We start from the raw sequence: 23,667 nt of genomic DNA, 5'->3' as shown, positions 1-23,667 counted from the left end.
CGGGTTCAGCCGGCGGGCCTGGCGACGGCAGCCGGGGCAGCCGGGGCGGGGCTTGCCGCCGGGGCGACCACCGGCATGTCGTGGCGCAGTGCCAGTGGCAGGTAGGGGTCGACCAAACCGGTGCGCCAGATGAGCGTGATCACTGCGATGACGACCAGCGCGATCGCCAGCCAGGTTCCTGCGCCGCGTTTTTCAGCGTAGGGATCCTGGAACGAGCGCTTGGCGCCGGCCGGAATATGGGCCGACTGCGACAGCGATGCACCCAGCGGCACGTTGACCTTCATGCGGCCGTTGATGGCCCAGCCGGTGGCGTCGAGGATCGGCCCGAGGCTGCGTTGGCGCAGCTTGAGCCACGCAATGAGCATGCTGGGGCCGGAGATGGCGAGCACGATTCCCAGGATGGCCAGCGGAATCCAGGCGCCCAGTTCCACGAACTTGCCGAAGACGCCCACCAGCACCGCGCTGATGCTGCCGAGGGCGACGCCGATGGCGGCCACCGTGCCGACGTCGACCTTGCTGCCGGGCACCTTGGCAAGCAGTGGCGGCGGGGTGCCGGCGGCGGCGGTCTTGTCGGCCGTGCTGATGTCGCCTGCCAGCGCACCAAGCGAGGTCTGTGCGGCCGTATCGCTGGCGGCCGCGCGCTTGGCGACCTGTTCTTCGATGGCCCGCAGGAACTTCTTGTAGGGCGAGAAGAAAGCTTGCGACACGCTGGTCGGGTTTTCGATCAGCTTGGTGATGGTGGCGTCCCAGTCGTTGCCGGCACGGTCGTAAAACACACCGTTGCGGCCAACGAAGAGAAAGTCGACATCGCCGGCGGTGAAGGCCGCGACGATCGTCATCTTCTGGCCGTTGCGCACGCAGTCGCAGTAGGCGAGGTAGGTCTTGGCCAGGCCCGCCAGCGCGGCGTGCTTGCCGGCGTCGGCGACCTTCACCGTGAGGTCGCAGCTGCGCGCATCGAGATAGAGCCGGCCGGCCTGGAAGATCGCGCCGGTGCGGCGATAGAAGCTGGTGAACGACACGAAGTTGTTCAGCAGCGGCACCAGGTCACGCTTGAAGCGCAGCAGCTTCTCGAGCTCGACGATGCGGGCGTTGGCCGGCTCCTCGGCTTCGTCCTGGGACATCAGTTCGAGCACCGCCGCTTCGGCCGGAATCGCGGAGAGTGTCTGTTCCACCGTCAGGTCGCCGAGCGTCACGGCCGGGCGCGACGTGAGCCAGTCCTGGTAGGCCGCCAGGCGAGCCTGGATCTGCAGCCAGTCGGCTTCGTTCAGCGAATCGACCGGCTTGCCGAGCAAGGGCTCCAGCGTCTTGGCCTGCAGGGCGGAAAGCGCATCGGCCCAGGCCGGGTTCACGCCACGGCCCAGCGGCAGGTCGACGCCGGGTTGTACCGGAGCCAGCGGCAGCGCGGCGATGGCTGCGGTGTGGCGGTCCATGGGCTTGGCGGCGATGGCCGCGTATTCCTCGGGCGTCGGGTTGACGGCCGCGGCGGCGCGGGCGTCGAAGGCGGCGAGCCGGCCCCGGACGAAGAAATCGTCGATCTTTTCACGAACCGCGTTCATCGCCGCCAGGGCGTCGCCGGTGCCATCGCCCAGTGGCAGCGCCGTGCTGTCCGCGAGTCCGGCCGAATGCCAGGCGGCGAGCGCGTGGGCATCCGCGAAGAAGGCCTCTGCTCGTTTGCGATCGATGCCGGGCTTGCCATTGCGGTCGTCGACCGTGCCGCGTGTCTGGCCGATCCAGCCGATGACCTGAGCGGCGGCGGCATCTTCGCCTGCGGTTTCGACCGTGATCACGCCGTCGCCGTTGAAGCGCATGGCGGTCAGCAGCTTGCTGCGGTCGGTCACGTCGGCGAGGGTGATGACGTCGTCGTTTTCCCGGCCGAGCAGCCCGAGCACGCGGCGCGCTTCCAGTTGCAGCAATTGTCCGATGTCGTCGTCGGTCTTCATCATCGACAGTGCGAGCGATTCGCCGCCGGTGACGAGTTCGTCCGGGTTCTTCACCCGGCCGCAAGCCCATTGGCAAGCCGCAATCAACTCGGGCGCCCTGATGCGGCCGTCGTGGTCGATGTCGATGAGGTCGAGGGTGCGGCTGTCGAATTCCAGGCCGCGTGTCGGGCAGGCCAGTGCCACCCACAGTTTCTGGTCGAGCTCCCCGATGTGTGCGACGTCCTGACCATCCCGGATGAGAACCTGATCGACGCCGCCCGCGCGGAAGAATTGCCAGGTGTGCTGCGTGGAAGCCATGCGCGCCTTTCGAGATGAGGGTTTTGGAAGATGCGGCTATCTTGCCAGCATCCGCCGTCCGAACCACCTGCTGGCGGTTCCGCCGGCTCGCGGGCCGGCGCAAGCATGCCAGGCGCTCAGCGGGTCCAGTTGTCGCGCAGGCTGGAGGTTCGGTTGAACACCAGCGGTGCTTCGACGACGGGGGCGCCGGCCGCGCGGTCGGCTGTGAAGTAGCCATGGCGCTCGAATTGCAAGGCGCCGGCGCGTGCGCGTTCGGCGGTGCCCGGCTCCACGAAGCCGGCGCTGCGCGACAGACTCGCCGGATTCAGGTTGGCCAGGAAGTCGTTGTCGCCCGCGTCGGGATGCGGCTGGGTGAACAGCCGGTCGTAGAGGTTGAAGTCGGCCGGCACCGCATCGGCTACCGATACCCAGGTGATGACGCCCTTGACCTTGACCGCGTCAGCGCCGGGCGTGCCGCTCTTGGTGTCGGGCAACAGGCGCGCCAGCACCGCCACCAGCTTGCCGTCGGCGTCACGTTCCGCGCCGGTGCATTCGATGACGTGGCCGTATTTCAGACGAACCTTGTTGCCCGGGAACAGGCGGTTGTAGCCCTTGGGCGGTGTATCTTCGTAGTCGGTGCGCTCGATCCAGAGATCGCGACCGAACTGGAAGTGCCGGACGCCCTGCTCTGGATGGTGCGGATGAACCGGCGCCTGACAGGCATCGAGAAAGCCTTCGCCCATGAGTCCGTCCCAGTTGGTCAACACCAGGCGCACTGGCTCCAGCACCGCCATGGCGCGGGCTGCGACCGGATCGAGCGTTTCGCGCAGGGCTGCTTCGAGCGCCGAGTATTCGGTCCAGCCGCCGACCTTGGTCACGCCGGAGCGTTCGCAGAACAGGCGCAGAGCTGCCGGCGTGTAGCCGCGGCGGCGCAGGCCCGCGAGCGTGGGCATGCGGGGATCGTCCCAGCCGTCGACGTATTTCTCGTCGACCAATTGCTTGAGCTTGCGTTTGCTGGTCACCATGTAGGTGACGTTGAGGCGGGCGAACTCGTATTGCCGGGGTTGGGGCGAAGCCAGCAGGCCGCCTTCGGCAAGTCGTTCCAGCAGCCAGTCGTAGAACGGGCGCTGGTCTTCGAACTCCAGGGTGCAGATGCTGTGGGTGATCTGCTCGAGCGCGTCTTCGATCGGATGCGCGAAGGTGTACATCGGATAGATGCACCAACGGTCACCGGTGTTGTGATGGGTGGCGCGGCGAATGCGATAGATCGCCGGGTCGCGCAGGTTGATGTTGGGCGAGGCCATGTCGATCTTGGCGCGAAGCACCATGGACCCGTCGGCGTGCTGGCCGTCGCGCATCTCGCGCAGACGTGCCAGGTTTTCGGCAGGGCTGCGGCTGCGGAACGGGCTGTCGGTGCCTGGCGTGGTGAAGTCGCCGCGGTTGGCGCGCATCTGCTCGGGCGTCTGCTCGTCGACGTAGGCGTGGCCGGCCTCGACCAGCATTTCGGCAGCGCGATACATCAGGTCAAAATAGTCGCTCGCGAAGTATTCGTGCTCGCGGCTTTGGCCCGGGGCTGCCGGGTCGTCGGCCAGCATGGTGTCGTAGCCCAGCCAGCGCACCGTGTCGCGAATGGAGTCGACGTATTCCTGGTCTTCTTTTTCGGGGTTGGTGTCGTCGAAACGCAGGTGGCAGACGCCGCCGTATTCGGCCGCCATGCTGAAGTTGAGCCAGATGCTCTTGGCGTGGCCTACGTGAAGATAGCCGTTGGGCTCCGGCGGGAAACGCAGACGCACACGCGCCGGATCGGCGATACCGGCGGCATGGTGGGCGGCGTCGCCCGGGCTGCCGCCCCAGTGGCGGCCGACATAGCGCCCTTGGGAGAGGTCGCTTTCGACCACGTGACGAAGAAAATTGCTGGGCTTGACTGGTTCTGCGGCGCCGGTGCCTGCGTGCGTCGCGAGAGCGGGAGAATTCATCCTCTGATTCTAGGGCGGCTCGCCCGGGGTACGTGGTTGGCAGCCAACGTCTGCAAAATTTGGCATGTGCCCACCACCGTTACCAGTGGTCACGACTCTTCATCCAATCCTGCCATCCGCTTCAGGCTTTCATGCGTTACTGACTACATGGAAGGTGCCGTCGTCGTGGCGATACCGTCCGTTTTCAGGAGATTCACAAATGTCCATTCAAGGTCGCATTCGTACCGTTTTCGCCGCCATGGGCGCGGTACTGGCCCTCGGCGCAGCCGGTGCCGCGCACGCCGGTGGTGGTGTGGCGCTGTCGGTCGGCATTGCCACACCGGGGCTGGTGATCGGTGGTGGCCCGGTCTATGCCGCGCCGCCCCAGTATTACGCTCCGCCGCCCCCGGCCTATTACGCGCCACCACCGCCCGTGTATTACCAGCCGCGTCCGGTCTACTACGCACCGCCGCCGCCGGTCTATGTGCAACCCCGTCCCATCTTCTACGGCCCGGGTTATGGCCATGGTCGTGGCTGGGGTGGACCTCCCGGCCGGGGCTTCGACCACGGTCATGGGCATCGTGGCTGGGACCGTCGATAAAAGCCTGCTCAGCGCAGTTGCATTCCAAGCGCCCTGAGGGGCGCTTTTTCTTTGGGTACGGCGTGTATGCTTTCCTGCTTCCGCTCTTTCATTCGAATGCAGAACGGCCTGCCAAAACCGCGCCATGACCCAGACTGTCTATGTCCTGAACGGACCCAATCTCAACCTTTTGGGCTCACGTGAACCCGGCATCTACGGTGCCCATACGCTCGACGACGTGCGCCAGCTTTGCGCGCAGGCCTGCACGCGCCTGGGTTTGAAGCTCGATTTCCGGCAGAGCAATCACGAAGGCGAACTCGTCGGCTGGCTGCAGGAAGCTGGAAGCGCCGAAGCAGCCGGATCCGCTGCGGGCACCGTCCTCAACGCGGCTGCCTACACCCACACCAGCGTGGCCTTGCGTGACGCGGTCAAGGGCGCGGGCGTCAGCCTGGTGGAGCTTCATATCTCGAATGTGCACGCCCGCGAGGAGTTTCGTCAGCACTCCTACCTGTCGCCCGTCGCGCGGGGCGTGATGTTCGGATTCGGCACGGCGGGTTACCCGCTGGCCATCGAGGCAGTGGCCGGCTGGGCGCGTGCGAAAGTCGTGGTCTGAGCGAGCGCTAAGCCAATTGCGGACCACCGGCGCCAGCCGGCGCGGGTGCCGTATCGTCCACTTTCACCGAGCCGTCTCGCTCATAGGTTCCGATGAGCAGGCCGCTGGCGATGGCATGCGTTGCCAGCACGTCCAGCACTTCGTCGCGACCGGGTTTGTTTGAAAAAACGGCTCCAGGTTTGAGCGCGAAGACCTGGAAAACATAGCGATGCAAGCCGTGACCCGGTGGCGGGTCGGGTGGCAGCCACTCCGACTGGAGATAGGAGTTTCGACCGGTCCTCGGCTCGTCGCTGCCGGCGCCGTCACGGTCTTCGGACGTTGCATCTTCTTCATCGCCACCGCTCAGCGCGCCTTCGGCCATGGCGCCGTCGCCCGGTGGAAGATCGACCACGATGGCGTGCACCAGCGGTTTCGGCGTCGGCGCATCGGCATCTTCCACGATCAGCAGCACCGAGCCGGTTTCCTCGGGCAGCCCACCCCATTGCAGGGGCGGAGAACGCCCGTCGCCATCGGCGGTGTAGAGCATCGGGATCGGCCCGTGGTCGACGAAGGCCAGGCTGCTCACGGCGATTGCCGAAGTGCCCTGGCGCAGGTCGATCCGGTTGAAGGCGACGGCATCGAGGCCGGCGCGCTGGTTGCGCAGGGCATGGCCCAGCATGTCGGGCAGTTTTTCGAGCATGGCGTCTCCGGAGCGTGAACGAGGGAAGGACTGACATTCGCAGTCTGCAAGCCCTCTTGTGCGTCGACGTTTCGGCTTGTCACGCCGGTCGGCGCGGCTCGATCCGAGTGCGTCAGTGCGGCCGGCCGGGCTCGTGTTGCGCCATGGAGCGCACCGACTCCAGCAAGGCGCCGATCTTGAATGGCTTGCGCAGCACATCCACCGGCCATAGCGGCCCCAGCGTCGGCGCGTCGGGCTTGCCCGGCTCCGAACTCATCACGATCACCGGAATGCGCGCGCCGCAGGCGAACGCGCCTTTTCGCAGTTCTTCGAGCAGGGTGACGGTGTCCGGGCCCTCGCCCAGATCGATCACGATGCCGGCGAACTTGCGCGAGCCCAGCAAAGCCAGCGCACGATCGATGTTGGTGGCCTCGTGGAAGGCGACGAGGTCGAGTTCCTTGGCGACCGTGACGATGGTGCGCCGCAGGACGAATTGCGGCTCCAGCAGCAGCACGGCGGGCAGCGGCGCGTTGCTGCTGTTCAAGGCGAATCCTCCTCGTCGGCCTTGCCGGCGACGGCGTCGTTGACCAGGTCGCGCAGGGCTTCCAGGACAGCGATTTCGACGATGCCGAGCTTGCGCGGTTTCTGGTCGAGCACGCACAGCGTGCCTATGCGTTCGCCGCCCGGCGCATTGAGCGGGCGCCGGCATAGAAGCGGATGCGCGGCCCGTCGGTGACCAGCGGGTTGTCTGAAAAACGTTCGTCGAGCGAGGCATCTTCGACCACGAAGAGCTCGGGCTGCAGGATGGCGTGGGCGCAGAAGGCCACGTCGCGCGGAGTTTCGGCCACGTCGATGCCGTGGCGCGCCTTGAACCACTGGCGGTCGTCGTCGATCAGGCTGACGAGGGCGATGGGCACGTCGAGCTGCTCAGCGGCGAACCGCACCACCCGGTCGAATTTTTCTTCCGGGGGGCCATCCAGCAACAGGAGCTCGTGCAGTGCGCGAAGCCTTTGCGGTTCGTCGGGAGGCAGCGGGGCTGTCTTCATTCCCCAAGCCTAGCAGGTTGGGGCAGAAGCCGGATCGGGAGGATGCCTATTCGTCCGTCTCGCCCAGGAAACCGCCGCTTTGGTGCGCCCACAGCCGCGCGTAGATGCCGTTGGCTTCCATCAGACTGCGGTGGTCTCCCTGCTCGGCGATGCGGCCACCGTCGAGCACCACCAGACGGTCCATCGCGGCGATGGTGGAAAGCCGGTGCGCGATGGCGATCACGGTCTTGCCTTCCATGAGGCGGTAGAGGCTTTCCTGGATCGCCGATTCGACCTCGGAGTCGAGTGCGCTGGTGGCTTCGTCGAGCAGCAGGATCGGCGCGTCCTTGAGCATGACGCGGGCGATGGCGATGCGTTGGCGCTGACCGCCGGAGAGCTTCACGCCGCGTTCGCCGACGTGCGCGTCGTAGGCCAGCCGGCCCTTGGCGTCGGACAGCTGGGCGATGAAGCCCGAGGCTTCGGCGCGCTCGGCCGCATGCGCGATGGCGGCTTCGTCGGCGTCGGGCCGGCCGTAGGCAATGTTGTCGCGCACCGAGCGGTGCAGCAGGGAGGTGTCCTGGGTGACCATGCCGATGGAGGCGCGCAGGCTGTCCTGGGTGACGCCTGCTATGTCGTGGCCGTCGACCAGGATGCGCCCGCTGTCGAGTTCGTAGAAACGCAGCAGCAGGTTCACCAGGGTGGATTTGCCGGATCCTGAGCGGCCGACCAGGCCGATCTTCTCGCCGGGCTTCACCACCAGGTCGAGCCCGTCGATGATGGTTCGTGGCGTGGTGGGCGGGCTGCCGGCGGTCGCGGGGGCGGCGGGGTAGGCGAAACGCAGGTTCTCGAAGCGCACCTCGCCGTGGGGTACGGTCAGGGTGGTCGCGCCGGGTCGGTCGAGCACCGCGTGCGGCGTCGAGAGGGTCTTGATGCCGTCCTGCACCGTGCCGACGTTCTCGAAGAGATTGCTCAACTGCCACATGATCCAGTGCGCCATGCTGTTGAGGCGCATCGCCATCGCGGTGGCCGCGGCGATGGCGCCGACGCCGACCTGTCCGTTCGACCAGAGCCACAGCGAGCAACCGGCGACACCCAGCACCAACAGCATCGACAGGGCATGGTTGACGGTCTCGAAACCGCTCACGAGGCGCATCTGGCGAAAGCCGGTGCCCTGGAACTCGCGCATGGCGTCGCGGGCGAACATGGCCTCGCGACGGGAGTGCGAGAACAGCTTGACGGTGGCGATATTGGTGTAGGCGTCGCTCACCCGGCCGGTCATGAGAGAGCGGGCGTCGGCCTGTTCGCGTCCGACCTTGGCGACACGCGGCACGAAGTACACACATGCCACGGCATAGGCCAGCGACCAGATCAGAAAGGGCCACACCAGCCGGATGTCGAACGCCGCGGCGAACACCACGATGGTGAAGAAGTTGATGAACATGCCGACGATGACTTCGGCAAAGATGAAGAGGAGGTCGCGCACGCCCAGGGCGGTCTGCATCATGCGGGAGGTGATGCGGCCGGAGAACTCGTCCTGGTAGAAAGACATGCTCTGCGCCAGCAGCAGCCGGTGAAAATTCCATCGCAGCCGCATCGGAAAGTTGATGGCCAGCACCTGGTGCTGCACCGTGGTCTGCAGCCAGATGAGTCCGATGCTCGCCACCACCACAGCGGAGATCACCGCGAGCATGACACCGTGTTGCTGCCAGAGCAGGGCGGGCTGCACCTGTCCGAGCAGGTCGACCACCCGGCCCAGCGTGGCGACGAGCAAAGCGTCGAAGGCGCCGATGGCGGCGGTGAGTCCGATCAGCAACATCACCCAGCCCCGCGAACCCTCGGTGCAATCCCAAAGGAATTTCAGGAAGCGGGTGGTCGGCAGGCCAGGCTGGGAGGAAGGGAAGGCGTCGACCCGCGACTCGAAAAAGGAAAAAATGCCGGGGCGTGTCGTTCGCGGTACGGGGTGGTCGGACTCTAGGGACAAAACAAGGCTTTCGGATCGGAGTGATTGCCCGCATTTCTTTGCGGCAGCGGTCTGAATTTTCGCCCACCGCGAATCGGCTTGCGTAAAAAAGGGCTGTCAACTCTTCCGCCAAGAGCATTACTGTATAAAAATACAGGCATGCCAGTTGCCGCCATTCTCCAGCCCGCGTATTTGCCCGGAGCGCTCTCCCAGATCTGGAGCGGCGACAGCCTGGCGCACGCCGAAAGCGAGATCGAGTCCAGCGGCTTCCCGGCGCTCGACGCCGAATTGCCCGGTGGCGGCTGGCCGGTCGGGGCGATGAGCGAGGTGCTGCACGCCGGTGCTGAAACATTCGCCTGGCCGCTGCTGCTGCCGGCGCTGTCGCGATTGGTGTCGGCCCAGGGGCGGCCGGTGGCGCTGGTCGGAGCGCCGCATCGGCCTTTCGGCCCGGCGCTGGCCGCGCAGGGCTTGCCGCCCGAAGCCTTGCTGTGGGTGCGCTGCGATGCGGCGAATGCCCGGCTGTGGGCATGCGAGCAGTCCTTGCGCTGTCGCGATGTGTCGGCGGTGGTGGCCTGGCTGCCGCAGGCGCGGGTGGGTGACCTGCGACGGCTGCAACTGGCGGCCGCTCAATACGAGCGCCTGCTGTGGGTTTTTCGGCCGCAGGGCTCGGCCGGGCAATCGTCTCCCGCGCGGCTGCGCCTGTCGGTGGAGCAGGGGGACAGCGCCGACACCATGACGCTGCACCTGCTCAAGCGGCGCGGCCCGCCGTTGAGCCGACCGATACCGGTGGCCTCCCAGCCGGCCCGCCTGGCGGCGGTGCTCGAAGCCAGCCGACGCAGGCGCGCCCAGCGAATGCCGGAGCCCCAGGCGGCATCCGCCACCGGCGCCACCGTCGTTCGGCTGGAATCCTTCTTTCTTGCCTCCAAGGCCGAACATGCGCTGGATCGCACTTCTGTGGCGGCCTGAGCCCGGCGCCGACATCCCATTGCCTTGCGCCGAGGCATTGGGCTGGTGGGCCTTGCAGTTCTCGCCGCGTGTGGCCTGGCTGGAGGAGGCCCTGCTGATCGAGGTTTCGGCCTGCGAACGCCTGTGGGGTGGGGCGCAGGCCCTGCGTGCCGAATTGCGGGCCCGCAATCCGGCACCCGGCTTCGGCCTGTTGGGCGCGCAGGGCGACAACAGCCTGACGGCGCTGGCCCGCCTGCGCCTGATGGCCGCCGGGCAACGACCGCCGGCCCGCGTTCCAGCGGAGCTTCCCCTGCACAGCCTGTCGGCGGCGCGCGAGCACCTCGACATGCTGGAGCGACTGGGTTGCCTGCTGTGGGGCGATGTGGAACGGCTTCCCCGTTCGGGGCTGGCCCGGCGTTTCGGGCCGGCGCTGCGCGATGCGCTCGACCTGGCCTGGGGACGCCGTCCCGAGGTGCATCGCTGGCTGGAGTTGCCCGAGCATTTCGACCAGAAGGTGGAACTGGTCGCGCTGGCCGAACGGGCGCCGGAGCTGATGTGGTCGGCCAGCCGCCTGTTGCGATCGCTCCAGATCTGGTTGCGATCGCGGCAGCTCGGCGTGCTGGCGCTGGAACTGCAATGGACGCTGGACCTCAAGCGCATCGACGGCGTCGATCTGCCGGCTTTCGAGCAACTGGTGGTGCGCACCGCCGAGCCGCTGCAGGACATGGCCCATCTGCAACGACTGCTCGGCGAGCGACTGGCGCTGCAGAAGATGTCCGCGCCCGCCAGCTGGCTGCGGCTGCGCTCGCTCGACACCGCGCCCTGGGGCGGCGCCAGCACCAGTTTTCTGCCCGAGGACAACCGCCAGGGCGATGCCCTGCATGAACTGGTCGAGCGGCTCAGCGCCCGGTTGGGCGAGGAATGCGTGCTCACCGCCAGCCCGCAGGCATCGCACCGGCCCGAATCCATGCAGCGCTGGCTGCCGGCCCGCGCGCACCTGCGAAGCCTGTCGGCGCCGTGGCGGGCGATGCAGGCGAGCGCGCCGCAGATTCAGGCCGACACGCTGTATCCGGGCTGGCTGCTGCCGGAGCCGATCCCGCTCGAAACGCGGCAGGCCGTACCCCAATGGCGGGGTGCGCTGCGCACCCTGGCCGGACCGCAACGGCTGGAAACCGGCTGGTGGAGCGGCCTGGAGGGCACATCGCCGCAACGCACCGCCCGCGACTACTACATCGCCGAGAGCCCCGGCGGCGGGTTGGTGTGGATCTTCCAGGAGCGTCGGCCGCCTCGGCACCACGATCCCGACACGGCGCTCATTCCGCAGGCTGCGCCGGAGGCCGCCGGGCAGGCGGACGTCGACGAAAAAACCAGGGACGAAAGCGGCGAACCTCACCACGAGGGCGGGCCCTGGTTCCTGCACGGCCTGTATGCCTGAGCGCGAAATCAATCTGCAGGGGCGTCCGGCGCCGGTCTTGCCTTTTCCTGCGCCTTTGCGGGTGCAGGACAAGGCGCAGCCCGGCGTCGAGGCGTCCGCTGGCATGCCCGTGCCCGGCCCAGCCACTGCCGCCTATACCGAACTGCACTGCATCACCAACTTCAGCTTCCAGCGCGGCGCCTCGCACCCCGACGAACTGGTGCTGCAGGCGCTGGCCCTGGGTTACCGGGGCATCGCCATCACCGACGAATGCTCGGTATCGGGCGTGGTGCGCGCCTGGGACGGCCTGCGCCAGTTCCGCCGCCACCTGATCGAGGACTGGCGCAAGGACCATCCCGACCAGGGCGCCCAAGGTGACGCACCCACCCCCCCAGAACCACCCGACATCCATCTTCTCTACGGCAGCGAATTTCTGCTCGAAGACGGCGCCCGGTTGGTCGCCATCGCCCGCGACCTGGACGGCTGGGGTGGCTTGTGCCAGGCGATAACCGCCGCGCGCGGCGCGGCCCACAAGGGCGAATACGAGGTTCGCGCCATCGACTTCTCGCTGCTGCACGGCTGCGAACGCATCTACCTGCCGCACCGGCCGCCCGGCCAGCCGGTCGATGCGCTCGACCTGCAGGCGCGCCTGATCACGGCGGTGGAGCGTTTCGGTGCGCATGGCCTGTGGCTGGGCGTCGAGCTCTTCTGCGAATTCGACGACGACCTCTGGCTCGACATGCTGCAGCAGGGCGCAGCGGCCGCCGGCTTGCCGCTGCTGGCCTGCGGCGACGTGCACATGCACAAGTCCTCGCGCAAACCCCTGCAGGACGTGCTTACCGCGGTGCGCCATGGGCGACCGGTGGCCGAATGCGGCTTTGCCCTGCAACGCAACGCCCAGCGCTATCTGCGGCCGCTGGAACGGCTGGGCGAGCTGTATCCGGCCGAACTTCTCCAGGCCACGCAACTGCTGGCTGGGCGATGCACGTTCAAGATGGAGGAGATCGCCTACCACTACCCCCGCGAAACCATTCCTCCCGGGCTGACGTCTGCCCAGGCGCTGCGCAGATTGGTGGAGGAAGGCGTGAAGACCCGCTATCCCGACGGCGCCACGCAGAAGGTGCTGGACCAGATCGAGCAAGAGCTCGAGCTCATCGCCTTCAAGAACTACGAGATGTATTTCCTGACGGTCGAGGACATCGTGCGGTTCGCGCGCGTCGAGAAGATCCTTTGCCAGGGCCGGGGTTCGGCCGCCAACTCGGTGGTCTGCTATTGCCTGGGCATCACCGAGGTCCGGCCGGACGATTCCAACCTGCTGTTCGAACGGTTCATCAGCAAGGAGCGCGACGAGCCGCCGGATATCGACGTCGATTTCGAGCACCAGCGGCGCGAAGAGGTCATTCAGTACATCTACAAAAAGTACGGCCGCGACCGCGCCGCCATCGCCGCCGTAGTGGTGCGCTACCGCTCGCGCATGGCGATTCGCGACGTGGGCGCGGCACTCGGCGTGCCCGAGGCGCTGGTCGACGCCTTTGCCAAGGACCACTACTGGTTCGACAAGGACATCCTGAAACAGCAGATCGCCGAAGCGCAGGAGCGCTCCGGGGTGAGCGCGCCGCAAGGCCTCATCGACCAGTGGCTCAAGCTCACCTGCGAATTGCGTGAATTTCCCCGCCATCTCAGCCAGCACGTGGGCGGCTTCGTGCTGACGGAAGGGCCGCTGACGCGCCTGGTACCGGTCGAGCCCGCCAGCATGAAAGACCGCTCCATCATCCAGTGGGAGAAAGCCGACCTCGAAGCCGTCGGCCTGATGAAGGTGGATGTGCTGGCACTCGGCATGCTGTCGGCGCTGCGCCGCATGATCGACTTTCGCAACCGCTGGCGCGGCCTCGAATGGACCATGGCCGAGATCCCGCGCGACCAGGCGGAGGTGTTCGACATGGTGTGCACCGCCGACACCATCGGCGTGTTCCAGGTGGAAAGCCGCGCGCAGATGTCGATGCTGCCGCGCCTGCTGCCGCGCGAGTTCTACGACCTTGTGGTGGAAGTCGCCATCGTGCGGCCCGGGCCGATCCAGGGAAAGATGGTGCATCCCTACCTCAAGGCGCGGCAGGCGCGGCGCGAGGGCAAGCAGATCGTCTATATCAAGGACGAGCTCGAACGATCGCTCAAGCGCACCCTGGGCGTGCCCATCTTCCAGGAGCAGGTGATGCAGCTGGCCATGGACGCGGCCGGATTCAGCGCCGACAAGGCCGACGGCCTGCGTCGCTCCATGGCCGGCTGGGGGCGCAAGGGTGGCGTGGCGCATTTCCAGGACGCGCTGGTGCAGGGAATGATCGACCGAGGCTATCCCCAGGACTTCGCCCATGGCGTCTTCGAGCAGATCAAGGGTTTCGGCGAATACGGCTTTCCGGAAAGCCATGCCGCCAGCTTCGCGCTGCTGGTCTATTTGAGCTGCTGGATCAAGTGCCACGAGCCGGCCGCCTTCCTGGCCGGCATCCTCGATGCCCAGCCCATGGGTTTCTATTCGCCCTCGCAGCTGGTGCAGGACGCCCGCCGCCACCAGGTGGAAGTGCGGCCAGTGGACGTGTGCGCCAGCGGCATCGATTCGGTGCTGGAGATGCCCTCGCGGGTGTCGAAGCGGCTCTACACCGGCGTCGAATGGGCCACGCGGCCCCGGCCCGAAGCCGCGACGGGCATGCCTTCTCGCGCTGCGCCGGGCGAGCCGGTCTGGCCCGGTACCCGGGTGCCGCAACCCGGGCGGCTGCCGCAGCCGGCGGTGCGGCTGTCGCTGCGGCTGGTGGGGGGCTTGTCCGAAGCGGGCATGCAACGCATCGTCGCCGCGCGCGAGCAGGCGCCGTTCACCAGCACCGAAGACCTGGCCCTGCGCGCCGAGCTCGACACCCGAGACATGCAGGCCCTGGCCGCGGCCGACGCGCTGCAGTCGCTCGCGGGCCACCGGCGCCAGCAGATGTGGGAAGCCAGCGCCCAGAAACGCGCACCCGCGCTGCTGCGTGGCGTGCCGGTCAACGAGCCGGCGCTCGAGATGCCCCGTGCCGGCGAGTTCGAAGAGATCGTCGGCGACTACGCTTCCCTGGGGCTCACCCTGCGCCGCCATCCGCTGGCCCTGCTGCGCGAAAGAATGGACCACTACCGGTTGCAGACCGCCCGCGCCCTGCGCGACCTGCCGCACGGCAGCGTGGTGCGCACCTGCGGCATCGTCACCATGCGCCAGCGCCCGCCCACGGCCAAGGGCACGCTGTTCGTCACCCTGGAAGACGAGACCGGCATCGTCAACGTCATCGTCTGGGCCGACGCGGTGGAGCAGTGGCGCGAAGCGCTGCTCAAGTCGCGCCTGCTGGCCGTCAGCGGCACCTGGCAGCGCGACAAGGACAGCGGCGGCCAGGTGCGCCACCTGCTGGGCCGGAAGTTCAAGGACATGTCGCACTGGCTCGGTCGGCTCGGCACCCGCAAGAGCCGCGACTTTCACTGAAAAGAAGAACCGAGGCATCCACCGTGAGCACCACCCGCATTCCCGTCGAAGCCATCAAGGGCCGTGGCAGCGCCACGCAGCTAGCCCACCGCTTTTCGCGAGACGAGCGCGATGCCTGGGACGACGGCTGGGATACCCTGGCCGATCTCCAGGCCGACCGGCCCGCCCAGATCCGCACCCAGATCCATTTCGAAGATGCCAAGAGCGTCATCAGCCGCAACGACTCGCCCGACATTCCGTTCGACGCGTCGATCAATCCATATCGCGGCTGCGAACACGGTTGCATCTATTGTTTTGCGCGGCCCACGCACAGTTATCTCAACTTTTCGCCGGGTCTGGATTTCGAGACCCAGCTCATCGCCAAGCGCAACATCGCCGACGTACTTCGCCAGGAACTCGCCCGTCCGGGTTACCGGCCCAGCCACATCGCCATCGGCACCGCCACCGACTGCTACCAGCCGATCGAGCGCGAGCTGCGACTCACCCGTTCGGTCATCGAAGTGCTCGGCGAGGCTCGCCATCCGTTCGGGCTAGTCACCAAATCGAGCGCCGTCGAGCGCGACCTCGACCTGATCGCGCCGCTGGCTCAAAAACGCCTGGCCGCCGTCTACATCACCATCACCACGCTCGACGCGCGCCTGGCCCGCATCCTGGAACCGCGCGCCGCCGCTCCGCACCGGCGGCTGCAGACCATCCGGGCGCTGGTCGACGCGGGCGTGCCGGTGGGGGTCAGCGTGGCGCCGCAGATTCCCTTCATTACCGAGGACATGGAACAGGTGCTCGAAGCCGCCCGCGAGGCCGGCGCCCGCAGCGCCTTCTACACGGTGGTGCGGCTGCCCTGGGAAGTGGCGCCGCTGTTTCGCGAATGGCTCGATCTGCACTATCCGCAGCGCGCGGCCCGGGTCATGGCGCGTATCCAGGAAATGCGGGGCGGCCGCGACTACGACGCCGACTTCGCCACCCGCATGAAGGGCAGCGGGCTCTGGTCGGAGCTGATCCGCCGCCGCTTCGAAACAGCGACCCGCCGCTTCGGCCTGAACCGGGAACGCACCGTGTCGACGCTGGAACACTTTCGGCCACCCGGCGTCGGCGGGCAGACGCATCTCTTCTGAGGCGCGGAATCTTCCAGCCGGCGCGCTCGCATCCAGCGGCAAGCCTGTCCGACATACCACCGACAAGTAACCTTTCGAACCGGTTCGCCCCAACGCCGCTAGCCCGGGCGGACCAGCCCATTTCGGCGTGATTACCGCAGGCGTGATCAAGAATCTACGCATGCCGTTCGGGCCCTCGGCCTAGCGGCGCTTCACCAGGAGAGCACGTTGTCCAGTCCTTCGATCACCACCGCGAGCAAGCCGCCGGACCGGCGCACCTTGCTCGACCAGCTATCGGCCCTCGAAGCCGAGAACATCCGCCTGCGGGCCGCGCTGATCCGGCGCGAAAGCGAACTGGCCTTCGCGCGCCAGGACCGCGACGAACTCGCGGCATCGGTGCCCGGCCTGCCGCGCCGCCTGGAACTCGCGCGCACCATCGAGTCCCTCGGCGAGCGCCTGCAGACCATGAAACGCGAAAGACTGCACCGCCTGGCACCTGCCGCCCATGTGGTGGTGCAGCGCTCCCGGCTACGACCCAGTCATCCGTGAGCGCGGGCGCCGCCGCCACTGCTGCCCAAGCGCAGCATGCGCAGCCCATTGGCGATGACCAGCAGGCTCGCGCCGACATCGGCGAACACCGCCATCCACATCGTGGCCAGCCCGGCGATGGCCAACACCAGAAACACCAGTTTCAGCCCCAGCGCGATGGCGATGTTCTGCAAGAGCACCGTGCGGGTGCGGCGCGAAAGCCGGACCACCTCGGCGACCCGACGCAGGTCGTCGTGCAGGATCACGATGCCGGCCGTCTCCACCGCCACATCGGTGCCGGCCGCGCCGATCGCCACGCCGATATCGGCCCGGGCGAGCGCCGGCGCATCGTTGATGCCGTCCCCCGCCATCGCCACCTGGCCGTGCAGACCTTGCAATTCGGCGATGGCCGCCAGCTTCTCGTCGGGCAGCAACCCGGCGCGAACCTGCGTGATGCCCGCTTCGCGCGCGATGGCCTGCGCGGCGGCGGGGTGGTCGCCGGTCAGCATGGCGCTGCCGATGCCCAGGCGCGCCAGCGCTTCGACCGCTTCACGGGCGCTCGGCCGCAAGGTGTCGGCCACGGCGAAGACGGCACGCACCGCCTGGCCGTCGGCCAGCAGCGTCACGCTGCGGCCCGCCTGTTCGTGCGGCGCGACCATCGCCTCGACAGCTTCGGTCCAGAAGCCCTGTTCGGTCATCAGGCGGCGATTGCCCAACAGCATTGAACGGCCGGCGATGCGACCGGCCACGCCGCGGCCGCTGAGCGCGCGGAAGTCGTCGACAACCGGCGCCGCATCGCGCACCTCGTCGGGCAAGCCGGCCACCAGGGCCTTGGAGACCGGGTGGTCGGAGCGCATCGCCAGCGCGGCCGCATCTGCCAGCGCCGAGCCGGCATCCTGATCAGCTCGGGTCAGCCGGTGTTCCACCAGCACCGGCTTTCCCTGGGTCAGTGTGCCGGTCTTGTCGAAAGCCACCAGGCGCAGCAACCGTGCCTGTTCCAGCCACACGCCCCCCTTGATCAGGATGCCGCGCCGTGCTGCTGCCGCGAGCGCACTCACCACCGTCACCGGCGTCGACAGCACCAGCGCGCAGGGGCAGGCGATGACGAGCAGCACCAACGCGCGGTACACGGCATCGCGCCAGGCCCAGCCAAGCACCAGCGGTGCCCCCACGGCCAGCAGCACCGCCAGCCCGAAGACGATCGGCGTGTAGACCTTGGCGAAGCGGTCGACCAGCCGTTGCGTCGGCGCCAGCGCGGATTGGGCTTCTTCCACCGAGCGGATGGTGCGGTCCAGCGTCGTCTGGCCGTCGACCGAATCGACCCGGAATTCGAGCGACGACTCCGCGTTGAGCGTGCCGGCGAACAGCGTGTCGCCAGGCGCCTTGTCGACCGGCAGGCTTTCGCCGGAAATGCTCGCCTCGTCCACCGCGCCGCGGCCTTCGGTGACGGTACCGTCGAACGGAATGCGCCCGCCCGGGCCGATGCGCACGGTGGCGCCCAGGGTCACGGCATCGAGCGGCTGTTTCGTCCAGGTGCCGGCGGCGTCGCGCACTTCGGCATTTTCGGGCCGCAGCGCGAGCAGGCTGCCCACCGCATTGCGCGCCCGGGTCGCGGCCGCTTCCTCGATGCGTTCGGCCAGCGCGTAGAGGGCCATCACCATGGCGGCTTCCGGCCACTGGCCGAGCAGGAAGGCGCCAGTGACCGCCACTGCCATCAGCGCGTCGATGCCGAGTTGGCCCCGCAGCAGCGATTTCCATCCCGACGCATAGATGCCCACGCCCGCCAGCCCGATCGCGACGGCCGCCAGTGCCATGCCGCCGTATTGCGCGATGGGCGAGCTTTCGCCGGCCAGCAGATGCAGGCCTTCGGCCGCAGCCGCCAGGGCGAGTGCGGCGCCCAGGCGCCAGCGGCCGGGAAGGGCGGAATGATCGTGATCGTGCTCCGCGTGGTCGCCGTGTTCGCCGTGGCCATGTTCGTGCCCCGCATGGTCGGGGTGATCGGCCTTGGCTTTCGGCTCCGGCGCAGGCCGGCAACCGCAGCAGGCAATGGGCGCGGTCGCCGAGGGGCGCCGGGCGGTCGACGAGGCGGGCCGGACACCTGCGGGCGGCGTAACGGGAGCGGCCGGATGGTCCGGCGAGACAGGATGTGCGTGATCGTGCATGGCATCATTCCAAACCCTGAAGTTGCTTGAAGGTCAAGCCATGCCGTCGCCAAGTCCCTACCTGCGCATCGGAGATGCAGCACGCCTCAGCGGCATCGGCGCCGCCAACATCCGTTTTTACGAGCGTGAAGGGCTGCTCGCGCCGCAAGCTCGAAGCGAGGCCGCCTATCGTCTCTATGGCGAAGAGGACATCCACCGCCTGCGATTCATCCGGCTGTGTCGGGCCATGGACATGTCGCTCGACGAGGTGCGCACCCTGCTCGGCCTGGACCTGAACGACAAGGCCGATTGCGGTCAGGCGCGCGAAACGCTGGAAGGCCATCTCGAACACGTCCGCCAGCGCCTGACCGAATTGCGCTCGCTTGAAGCCAACCTGGTGGCGCTGCGCGACCGCTGTGACGGGCAGGGGGGGCATTGCGGAATCATCGAAACGCTGCATCGCCGCGCCGACGCCCAGGCGCTTCCCGCCGCAACGCCAGTCACCAGGCGTCACGTTTAGGAAGCTGGACGCGTGTCCTTCCGGGGCGTCGTAGCCAAAGTGCATCGACGTGCTATTTTCGAGTGACTTTTTGTAAGACGCTGGCGGTCGAAAACCCGGCATATCTGGTATTTTTCAGCGCTTTACGCCACCCCCGAGACCTGCCGACGCGCGGTGCTCGCTTTGAAAGCCGATTGCCGTGGGACAGGGACTGGACAGTTCGTTGAAGAAGATCGCAGTCCGGGAAGTTCGACCGGGCATGTTTCTGCATCGGCTCGACGGCTCCTGGCTGAATTCGCCTTTCTGGCGCCGTGCCTTCGTGATCGAGGACGACGCCGACCTGCATTCCCTCAAGACCAGCGGCATCCAGGAAGTCTGGATCGACATCGCCCGTGGCCTGGACGTGGCTCCGCCGGCCGAGCCGATCGAGATGCCTCCGGGCGATCTCGAGGCGCTGGCTGCCCCCACGACGCCGCCGACGGCGGTCGCCATCGTCGTGCCGGACGACAAGCCGGTTCCGCTGCATGAAGAACTCGAGCGCGCCCGCGAGATCTGCGAACAGGGCAAGGAACGCGTCGCCTCGATGTTCTCGGAGATCCGCATGGGCCGCGCCATCGACGCCGGCGGCGCGGTTTCGCTGGTCAACGAGATCGCTTCTTCCGTCGCCCGCAATCCGGGCGCGCTGATCGGCATGGCGCGCCTGAAGACCGTGGACGACTACACCTATATGCACTCCGTGGCGGTGTGCGGGTTGATGGTCGCGCTGGCGACCCAGATCGGACTGCCGCCGGACGAGGTGCGCGAAGCCGGTCTCGGCGGTCTGATGCACGACGTGGGCAAGGCGCTGATGCCGCTGCATGTGCTGAACAAGCCCGGTTCGCTCAGCGAGGCCGAATTCACCGTCATGAAGAGCCACGCCGAGGAGGGCTGGCGCCTGCTCAAGAACGGCGGCGCCGTGACGCCGGCAGTGCAGTCGGTGGCGTTGCACCACCACGAACGCTTCGATGGCTCGGGTTACCCCGCCCGGTTGGCGGGCGAGGCGATCAGCCTGCATGCGCGCATGGGTGCGATCTGCGACGTCTACGACGCGATCACCTCGACGCGTCCGTACAAGAGCGCGTGGGATCCGGCGCACGCCGTGCGGCAGATGGCGCGCTGGAAAGGGCATTTCGACCCGACGCTGTTCCAGGCCTTCATCCGCAGCCTGGGCATCTATCCGATCGGCTCGCTGGTTCAGCTGGAATCCGGTTTTCTGGCGGTGGTGTGCGAGCAGAACACCGACACCCTGCTGACGCCGGTGGTGAAGGCTTTCTATTCGATGAAGTCCGGCGCCCGTATCGAGCCGCGGCGGCTCGACCTGGGCCAGGCCGGCGGTGCCGACCGCATCGCGTCGGTGGAAGACCCGGCGCGTTGGTCTTTCGGGAACCTCGACGCGCTCTGGATCGAGGGCTGAGGTCGGTCTGCTCGCACAGCCGGGCGCGCGTGCGTCCGGCATGTTGCACCGCCTTCGGCGCTAGAACAGGCGCATGAAACGCAAAACCATTCTCCAGGCCGGCGCCGCCGGCATCTGCCTGTCGATGGGACTGCCAGTGGCGGCCCAGGCGATGGATCGAAATCCGCTTTCCGCGGAGCTCTGGAAGACCCGGCCGGTGGTGGTCGTCGTGCCCCGGCAGGACGACGCGCTGCTGCGCAGGATAGACGCCGCGCTTCAGCAGACCGCCACCCGCGAAGCCTTCGTCGACCGGGAAATGGTGCTCTATACCGTCGTCGACGGTAAAGGCGAGCGCAACCGCCAGCCGCTGGACAGCCGCCAAACCGCCGGCCTGCTCGACGCGCTCCAACTCGATGCGGCCGGCCCACCCACTTTCGTGCTGGTCGGCAAGGACGGCGGCACCAAGATCACCAAAGGCGCCGACGTCGATCTGGGCGAGGTATTCGCCGAAGTAGACCGCATGCCGATGCGGCGCCGCGACTGAGCGCGCTCAACCTCAAAGACGCCGCAGCCGCTCCAGCGCGGCGTGCAAGGTTTCGTCCTTCTTGGCGAAGCAGAAGCGCACCACGTGCTGGTCGAAGGCGTTGCCGTAGAACGCCGACATCGGTATGGCGGCCACGCGGTGTTCGCGCGCCAGCCACTGGCAGAAATCGGCCTCCGAACGGTCGCTCACGGCCGAGATGTCGACGCATTGGAAATAGGTGCCTTCGCACGGCAGCAGCCGCAGCCTCGAGTCGGCCAGACCGGAGCGGAACAGTTCGCGCTTGCGTCGGTAGAAAGCCGGCAGATCGCGGTAGGGCGCAGGATCGGCCAGGTAATGCGCCAGGCCGTGCTGCATCGGCGTGTTGACCGAGAACACGTTGAACTGGTGCACCTTGCGGAACTCGGCCATGAGCGAGGCAGGCGCCACCACGGTGCCGACTTTCCAGCCGGTGACGTGGAAGGTCTTGCCAAAGCTCGACACCACGAAGCTGCGCGCGGCCAGGCCGTCGAAGCGCGAGGCGCTTTCGTGCGCCGTGTCGAAAGCCATGTGCTCGTAGACCTCGTCGCTGATGACGACGACGTCGGTCGGCGCGAGCAAGGCCTGCAGCTGCAACATCTCGTCGCGTGTCCACACGGTGGCGCTCGGGTTGTGCGGGCTGTTGACGATGATCGCGCGGGTGCGCGCCGACAGGGCGGCGGCGATGCGCGGGAAGTCCGGCCGGAAGGTGCCGGGCACCAGCGGCACCCGCACCGGCACGCCGCCGGCCATCACGATGCCGGGCACGTAGCTGTCGTAGCAGGGCTCCAGCACGATGACTTCGTCGCCCGGCTGCACCACGGCCAGCAGGGCGGTGAGGATGGCCTGGGTTGCGCCGGCGGTGATGGTGATCTCCATCGCGGGGTCGTAGCGGCGGCCGTGCTCGGCCTCGATCTTGGCGGCCATCACCTCTCGCAGCGGCGCGGCGCCGGTCATGGGGGCGTACTGGTTGGCGCCTTCGCGCATGGCCTGATTCACCGCGTCGAGCAGGCGCGGATCGCAGTCGAAATCCGGAAAACCTTGGCCGAGGTTGACCGCGCCGGTCTGCGCCGCCAAAGCCGACATCACGGTGAAGATGGTGATGCCCACCGCCGGCAGGCGGCTGGGCGGCGTCGGGGTGCGCGGGGCGGAGCCGGCGGCCGACGTCAGGAGAATCTCAGAGTTCATGGTCATGGAAATGGCCCGACAAGGCCTTGGCGATCAGGTCGCGGTTGAGGCGGTCGCTCAGCAATTCGGCGAACTTGAAGACGAAGTTGCGCAGGTAGGCGCTGCGCTTGAAAGCCACGCGCGCCACGTTCTGCCCGAACAGGTGGCCAACCGGACGCACCACCAGGTCGGAAGATTCGTTGCCTTCGCCGCGCACCGCCATCTCGGCGACGATGCCGATGCCCAGGCCCAGCCGCACGTAGGTCTTGATGACGTCGGAGTCGATCGCCTCCAGGGCGATGCGCGGGGTGAGCTTCTTGGTGGCGAAGGCCTGGTCGATGCGGGTTCGGCCGGTGAACGACGGGTGGTAGGTGACGATCGGCTCGCGGGCGAGTTCTTCCAGCGTGACACGCTCCACCTGGGCGAGCGGATGGCCGTGCGGCACCACCAGCACGTGTTCCCATTGGTAGCAGGGCAGGGTGACCAGGTCTGCGTAGCTGGCGAGCGATTCGGTGGCGATGCCGATCTCGGCGGTGTCGTCGAGCAGCATGCGCGCCACCTGGTCGGGCGAGCCCTGGTGCAGGCTCACATTGACCTTGGGATAGGCCTCGCGCAGCTTCGCCACGGGAATCGGCAGCACATAGCGCGCCTGGGTGTGGGTGGTGGCGATGGAAAGCGTGCCGCTGTCCTGCGCGCTGAACTGCTCGCCGATACGCCGCAGGTTGCCTACCTCGCGCATGATCAGTTCGATGCTCGCCAGCACGTGCTGGCCGGGCTCGGTGACGCGCTTGAGTCGTTTGCCATGGCGGGCGAATATCTCCACGCCCAGCTCTTCTTCCAATTCGATGATGGCCTTGGACACCCCCGGTTGCGAGGTGTGCAGTGCCTTGGCGGCCTCGGTCAGGTTGAGGTTGCGTCGCACGGCTTCCTGCACGAAGCGGAACTGATGGAGGTTCATGTCGGATCGAGGCTAAAGACAGTCGCCATTATGCTTCCTGGTTGGAAGCTTAAGCCCAGCCTTCGGCTCAATCCTTGGCAGCGATATGGGCCAGGAGTTCCAGCAGACGCGGGTCTTCGCCCACCGCCTGGCGCAGGTCGAAGCGGACGCCGGGGTGCTTTTCGCGCTCGCGGTCGACGATGCGCGGCAGGTCTTCGCGTGCATGGCGCCCGGTGCCGAGGAACATCGGCACGACCCGCACGTCGTCGACGCCGACGGCGACGAGCTCTTCGATCGTCGAGGGCAGGTCGGGCTCGGTCAGTTCCAGGTAGGCGCAGCGCACTTCCAGCTCGGGCGAGTCGCGTCGCAAGCGTGAGCAGACCGCCTCGATCGGCTGGCGCCAGGCCGGATCGCGCGAACCGTGGCCGAACAGGATCACCGCTTTTTTCATGGA

At 67.5% G+C, this 23,667-nt stretch carries 20 protein-coding genes; 10 read left to right on the top strand and 10 right to left on the bottom strand.

Features of this window, described 5'->3' with window-relative positions:
- Positions 1–5 precede the first annotated feature (5 nt).
- Together R9X41_RS11865 and R9X41_RS11860 are read right to left on the bottom strand one after the other, a co-directional pair.
- On the bottom strand, positions 6–2,237 hold the full coding sequence (locus R9X41_RS11865; protein WP_318635068.1) for a hypothetical protein: 2,232 nt from the start codon (positions 2,235–2,237) through the stop codon (positions 6–8).
- 116 nt (positions 2,238–2,353) lie between these two features.
- Entirely contained in the window at positions 2,354–4,192 is a 1,839-nt protein-coding gene (locus R9X41_RS11860; protein WP_318635067.1) for a glutamine--tRNA ligase/YqeY domain fusion protein, read from the bottom strand.
- 199 nt (positions 4,193–4,391) lie between these two features.
- On the opposite strand from R9X41_RS11860, the gene R9X41_RS11855 reads away from it, so the two are divergent.
- A complete protein-coding gene (locus R9X41_RS11855; protein WP_318635066.1) occupies positions 4,392–4,772 on the top strand; it encodes a hypothetical protein in 381 nt (126 codons plus the stop codon).
- 124 nt (positions 4,773–4,896) lie between these two features.
- Entirely contained in the window at positions 4,897–5,364 is a 468-nt protein-coding gene (gene aroQ, locus R9X41_RS11850; protein WP_318635065.1) for a type II 3-dehydroquinate dehydratase, read from the top strand.
- A gap of 7 nt (positions 5,365–5,371) precedes the next feature.
- Here aroQ and R9X41_RS11845 read toward each other — a convergent pair whose 3' ends face one another.
- From R9X41_RS11845 to R9X41_RS11830, 4 genes are all read right to left on the bottom strand, one after another.
- Entirely contained in the window at positions 5,372–6,043 is a 672-nt protein-coding gene (locus R9X41_RS11845) for a YbhB/YbcL family Raf kinase inhibitor-like protein (RefSeq protein WP_318635064.1), read from the bottom strand.
- A 112-nt stretch (positions 6,044–6,155) separates the two neighbouring features.
- Entirely contained in the window at positions 6,156–6,566 is a 411-nt protein-coding gene (locus R9X41_RS11840) for a response regulator (protein WP_318635063.1), read from the bottom strand.
- A gap of 124 nt (positions 6,567–6,690) precedes the next feature.
- Positions 6,691–7,068 carry a GAF domain-containing protein gene (locus R9X41_RS11835; RefSeq protein ID WP_318635062.1) on the bottom strand — a complete coding sequence of 126 codons (378 nt, stop codon included), beginning with the start codon at positions 7,066–7,068 and terminating at the stop codon, positions 6,691–6,693.
- 46 nt (positions 7,069–7,114) lie between these two features.
- Positions 7,115–8,980 carry an ABC transporter ATP-binding protein gene (locus R9X41_RS11830; protein WP_318635208.1) on the bottom strand — a complete coding sequence of 622 codons (1,866 nt, stop codon included), beginning with the start codon at positions 8,978–8,980 and terminating at the stop codon, positions 7,115–7,117.
- A gap of 186 nt (positions 8,981–9,166) precedes the next feature.
- Here R9X41_RS11830 and imuA point away from each other — a divergent pair, with 186 nt between their 5' ends.
- The 5 genes from imuA (at position 9,167) to R9X41_RS11805 (ending at position 16,499) form a co-directional block, all read left to right on the top strand.
- Positions 9,167–9,973: a translesion DNA synthesis-associated protein ImuA gene (imuA, locus tag R9X41_RS11825; RefSeq protein ID WP_318635061.1), complete on the top strand. Its 807-nt coding sequence runs from the start codon at positions 9,167–9,169 to the stop codon at positions 9,971–9,973.
- Complete coding sequence (locus R9X41_RS11820; RefSeq protein ID WP_412556688.1) at positions 9,942–11,387, top strand: Y-family DNA polymerase; 1,446 nt, start codon at positions 9,942–9,944, stop codon at positions 11,385–11,387. The genes imuA and R9X41_RS11820 overlap by 32 nt, the downstream gene beginning before the upstream one ends.
- A 103-nt stretch (positions 11,388–11,490) precedes the next feature.
- Entirely contained in the window at positions 11,491–14,859 is a 3,369-nt protein-coding gene (locus R9X41_RS11815) for an error-prone DNA polymerase (protein ID WP_318635207.1), read from the top strand.
- Between the two features lie 23 nt (positions 14,860–14,882).
- Positions 14,883–15,971, top strand: coding sequence for a PA0069 family radical SAM protein (locus tag R9X41_RS11810; protein WP_318635059.1), 1,089 nt, complete (start codon positions 14,883–14,885; stop codon positions 15,969–15,971).
- A gap of 207 nt (positions 15,972–16,178) precedes the next feature.
- A complete protein-coding gene (locus R9X41_RS11805) occupies positions 16,179–16,499 on the top strand; it encodes a hypothetical protein (RefSeq protein ID WP_318635058.1) in 321 nt (106 codons plus the stop codon).
- Here R9X41_RS11805 and R9X41_RS11800 read toward each other — a convergent pair.
- A complete protein-coding gene (locus tag R9X41_RS11800) occupies positions 16,490–18,640 on the bottom strand; it encodes a heavy metal translocating P-type ATPase (protein WP_318635057.1) in 2,151 nt (716 codons plus the stop codon). The two genes, R9X41_RS11805 and R9X41_RS11800, sit on opposite strands and share 10 nt — an antisense overlap.
- 40 nt (positions 18,641–18,680) lie before the next feature.
- Here R9X41_RS11800 and R9X41_RS11795 point away from each other — a divergent pair, with 40 nt between their 5' ends.
- The 3 genes from R9X41_RS11795 to R9X41_RS11785 all read left to right on the top strand — a co-directional run bounded on the left by R9X41_RS11795 (position 18,681) and on the right by R9X41_RS11785 (position 21,094).
- Positions 18,681–19,139, top strand: coding sequence for a Cd(II)/Pb(II)-responsive transcriptional regulator (locus R9X41_RS11795; protein ID WP_318635206.1), 459 nt, complete (start codon positions 18,681–18,683; stop codon positions 19,137–19,139).
- Positions 19,140–19,377: 238 nt separating this feature from the next.
- Positions 19,378–20,571, top strand: coding sequence for a cyclic di-GMP phosphodiesterase (locus R9X41_RS11790; protein ID WP_318635056.1), 1,194 nt, complete (start codon positions 19,378–19,380; stop codon positions 20,569–20,571).
- A 73-nt stretch (positions 20,572–20,644) separates the two neighbouring features.
- Positions 20,645–21,094, top strand: coding sequence for a DUF4174 domain-containing protein (locus R9X41_RS11785; protein WP_318635055.1), 450 nt, complete (start codon positions 20,645–20,647; stop codon positions 21,092–21,094).
- A 12-nt stretch (positions 21,095–21,106) separates the two neighbouring features.
- On the opposite strand, the gene R9X41_RS11780 is transcribed toward R9X41_RS11785, so the two are convergent.
- From R9X41_RS11780 to R9X41_RS11770, 3 genes are all read right to left on the bottom strand, one after another.
- Positions 21,107–22,297: a pyridoxal phosphate-dependent aminotransferase gene (locus R9X41_RS11780; RefSeq protein ID WP_318635054.1), complete on the bottom strand. Its 1,191-nt coding sequence runs from the start codon at positions 22,295–22,297 to the stop codon at positions 21,107–21,109.
- Entirely contained in the window at positions 22,287–23,234 is a 948-nt protein-coding gene (locus tag R9X41_RS11775) for a CysB family HTH-type transcriptional regulator (RefSeq protein ID WP_318635053.1), read from the bottom strand. The genes R9X41_RS11780 and R9X41_RS11775 overlap by 11 nt, the downstream gene beginning before the upstream one ends.
- A gap of 67 nt (positions 23,235–23,301) precedes the next feature.
- Positions 23,302–23,664 carry a sirohydrochlorin chelatase gene (locus tag R9X41_RS11770; protein WP_318635052.1) on the bottom strand — a complete coding sequence of 121 codons (363 nt, stop codon included), beginning with the start codon at positions 23,662–23,664 and terminating at the stop codon, positions 23,302–23,304.
- Positions 23,665–23,667: the final 3 nt, after the last annotated feature.

Source organism: Xylophilus sp. GOD-11R, from assembly GCF_033546935.1.
Classification (GTDB): Bacteria; Pseudomonadota; Gammaproteobacteria; order Burkholderiales; family Burkholderiaceae_C; genus Xylophilus.
The sequence above is the reverse complement of the archived record's forward strand: the minus strand, read 5'-3'. Positions and strand labels throughout refer to the sequence as shown.

What these genes read in the sequence shown, in the direction of transcription:
- R9X41_RS11865 (WP_318635068.1), bottom strand. Translation starts at nt 2,237, where the DNA reads ATGGCTTCCACGCAGCACACCTGGCAATTCTTCCGCGCGGGCGGCGTC.
- R9X41_RS11860 (WP_318635067.1), bottom strand. Translation starts at nt 4,192, where the DNA reads ATGAATTCTCCCGCTCTCGCGACGCACGCAGGCACCGGCGCCGCAGAA.
- R9X41_RS11855 (WP_318635066.1), top strand. Translation starts at nt 4,392, where the DNA reads ATGTCCATTCAAGGTCGCATTCGTACCGTTTTCGCCGCCATGGGCGCG.
- aroQ (WP_318635065.1), top strand. Translation starts at nt 4,897, where the DNA reads ATGACCCAGACTGTCTATGTCCTGAACGGACCCAATCTCAACCTTTTG.
- R9X41_RS11845 (WP_318635064.1), bottom strand. Translation starts at nt 6,043, where the DNA reads ATGCTCGAAAAACTGCCCGACATGCTGGGCCATGCCCTGCGCAACCAG.
- R9X41_RS11835 (WP_318635062.1), bottom strand. Translation starts at nt 7,068, where the DNA reads ATGAAGACAGCCCCGCTGCCTCCCGACGAACCGCAAAGGCTTCGCGCA.
- imuA (WP_318635061.1), top strand. Translation starts at nt 9,167, where the DNA reads ATGCCAGTTGCCGCCATTCTCCAGCCCGCGTATTTGCCCGGAGCGCTC.
- R9X41_RS11820 (WP_412556688.1), top strand. Translation starts at nt 9,942, where the DNA reads ATGCGCTGGATCGCACTTCTGTGGCGGCCTGAGCCCGGCGCCGACATC.
- R9X41_RS11815 (WP_318635207.1), top strand. Translation starts at nt 11,491, where the DNA reads ATGCCCGTGCCCGGCCCAGCCACTGCCGCCTATACCGAACTGCACTGC.
- R9X41_RS11800 (WP_318635057.1), bottom strand. Translation starts at nt 18,640, where the DNA reads ATGCACGATCACGCACATCCTGTCTCGCCGGACCATCCGGCCGCTCCC.
- R9X41_RS11795 (WP_318635206.1), top strand. Translation starts at nt 18,681, where the DNA reads ATGCCGTCGCCAAGTCCCTACCTGCGCATCGGAGATGCAGCACGCCTC.
- R9X41_RS11790 (WP_318635056.1), top strand. Translation starts at nt 19,378, where the DNA reads ATGTTTCTGCATCGGCTCGACGGCTCCTGGCTGAATTCGCCTTTCTGG.
- R9X41_RS11785 (WP_318635055.1), top strand. Translation starts at nt 20,645, where the DNA reads ATGAAACGCAAAACCATTCTCCAGGCCGGCGCCGCCGGCATCTGCCTG.
- R9X41_RS11780 (WP_318635054.1), bottom strand. Translation starts at nt 22,297, where the DNA reads ATGAACTCTGAGATTCTCCTGACGTCGGCCGCCGGCTCCGCCCCGCGC.
- R9X41_RS11775 (WP_318635053.1), bottom strand. Translation starts at nt 23,234, where the DNA reads ATGAACCTCCATCAGTTCCGCTTCGTGCAGGAAGCCGTGCGACGCAAC.
- R9X41_RS11770 (WP_318635052.1), bottom strand. Translation starts at nt 23,664, where the DNA reads ATGAAAAAAGCGGTGATCCTGTTCGGCCACGGTTCGCGCGATCCGGCC.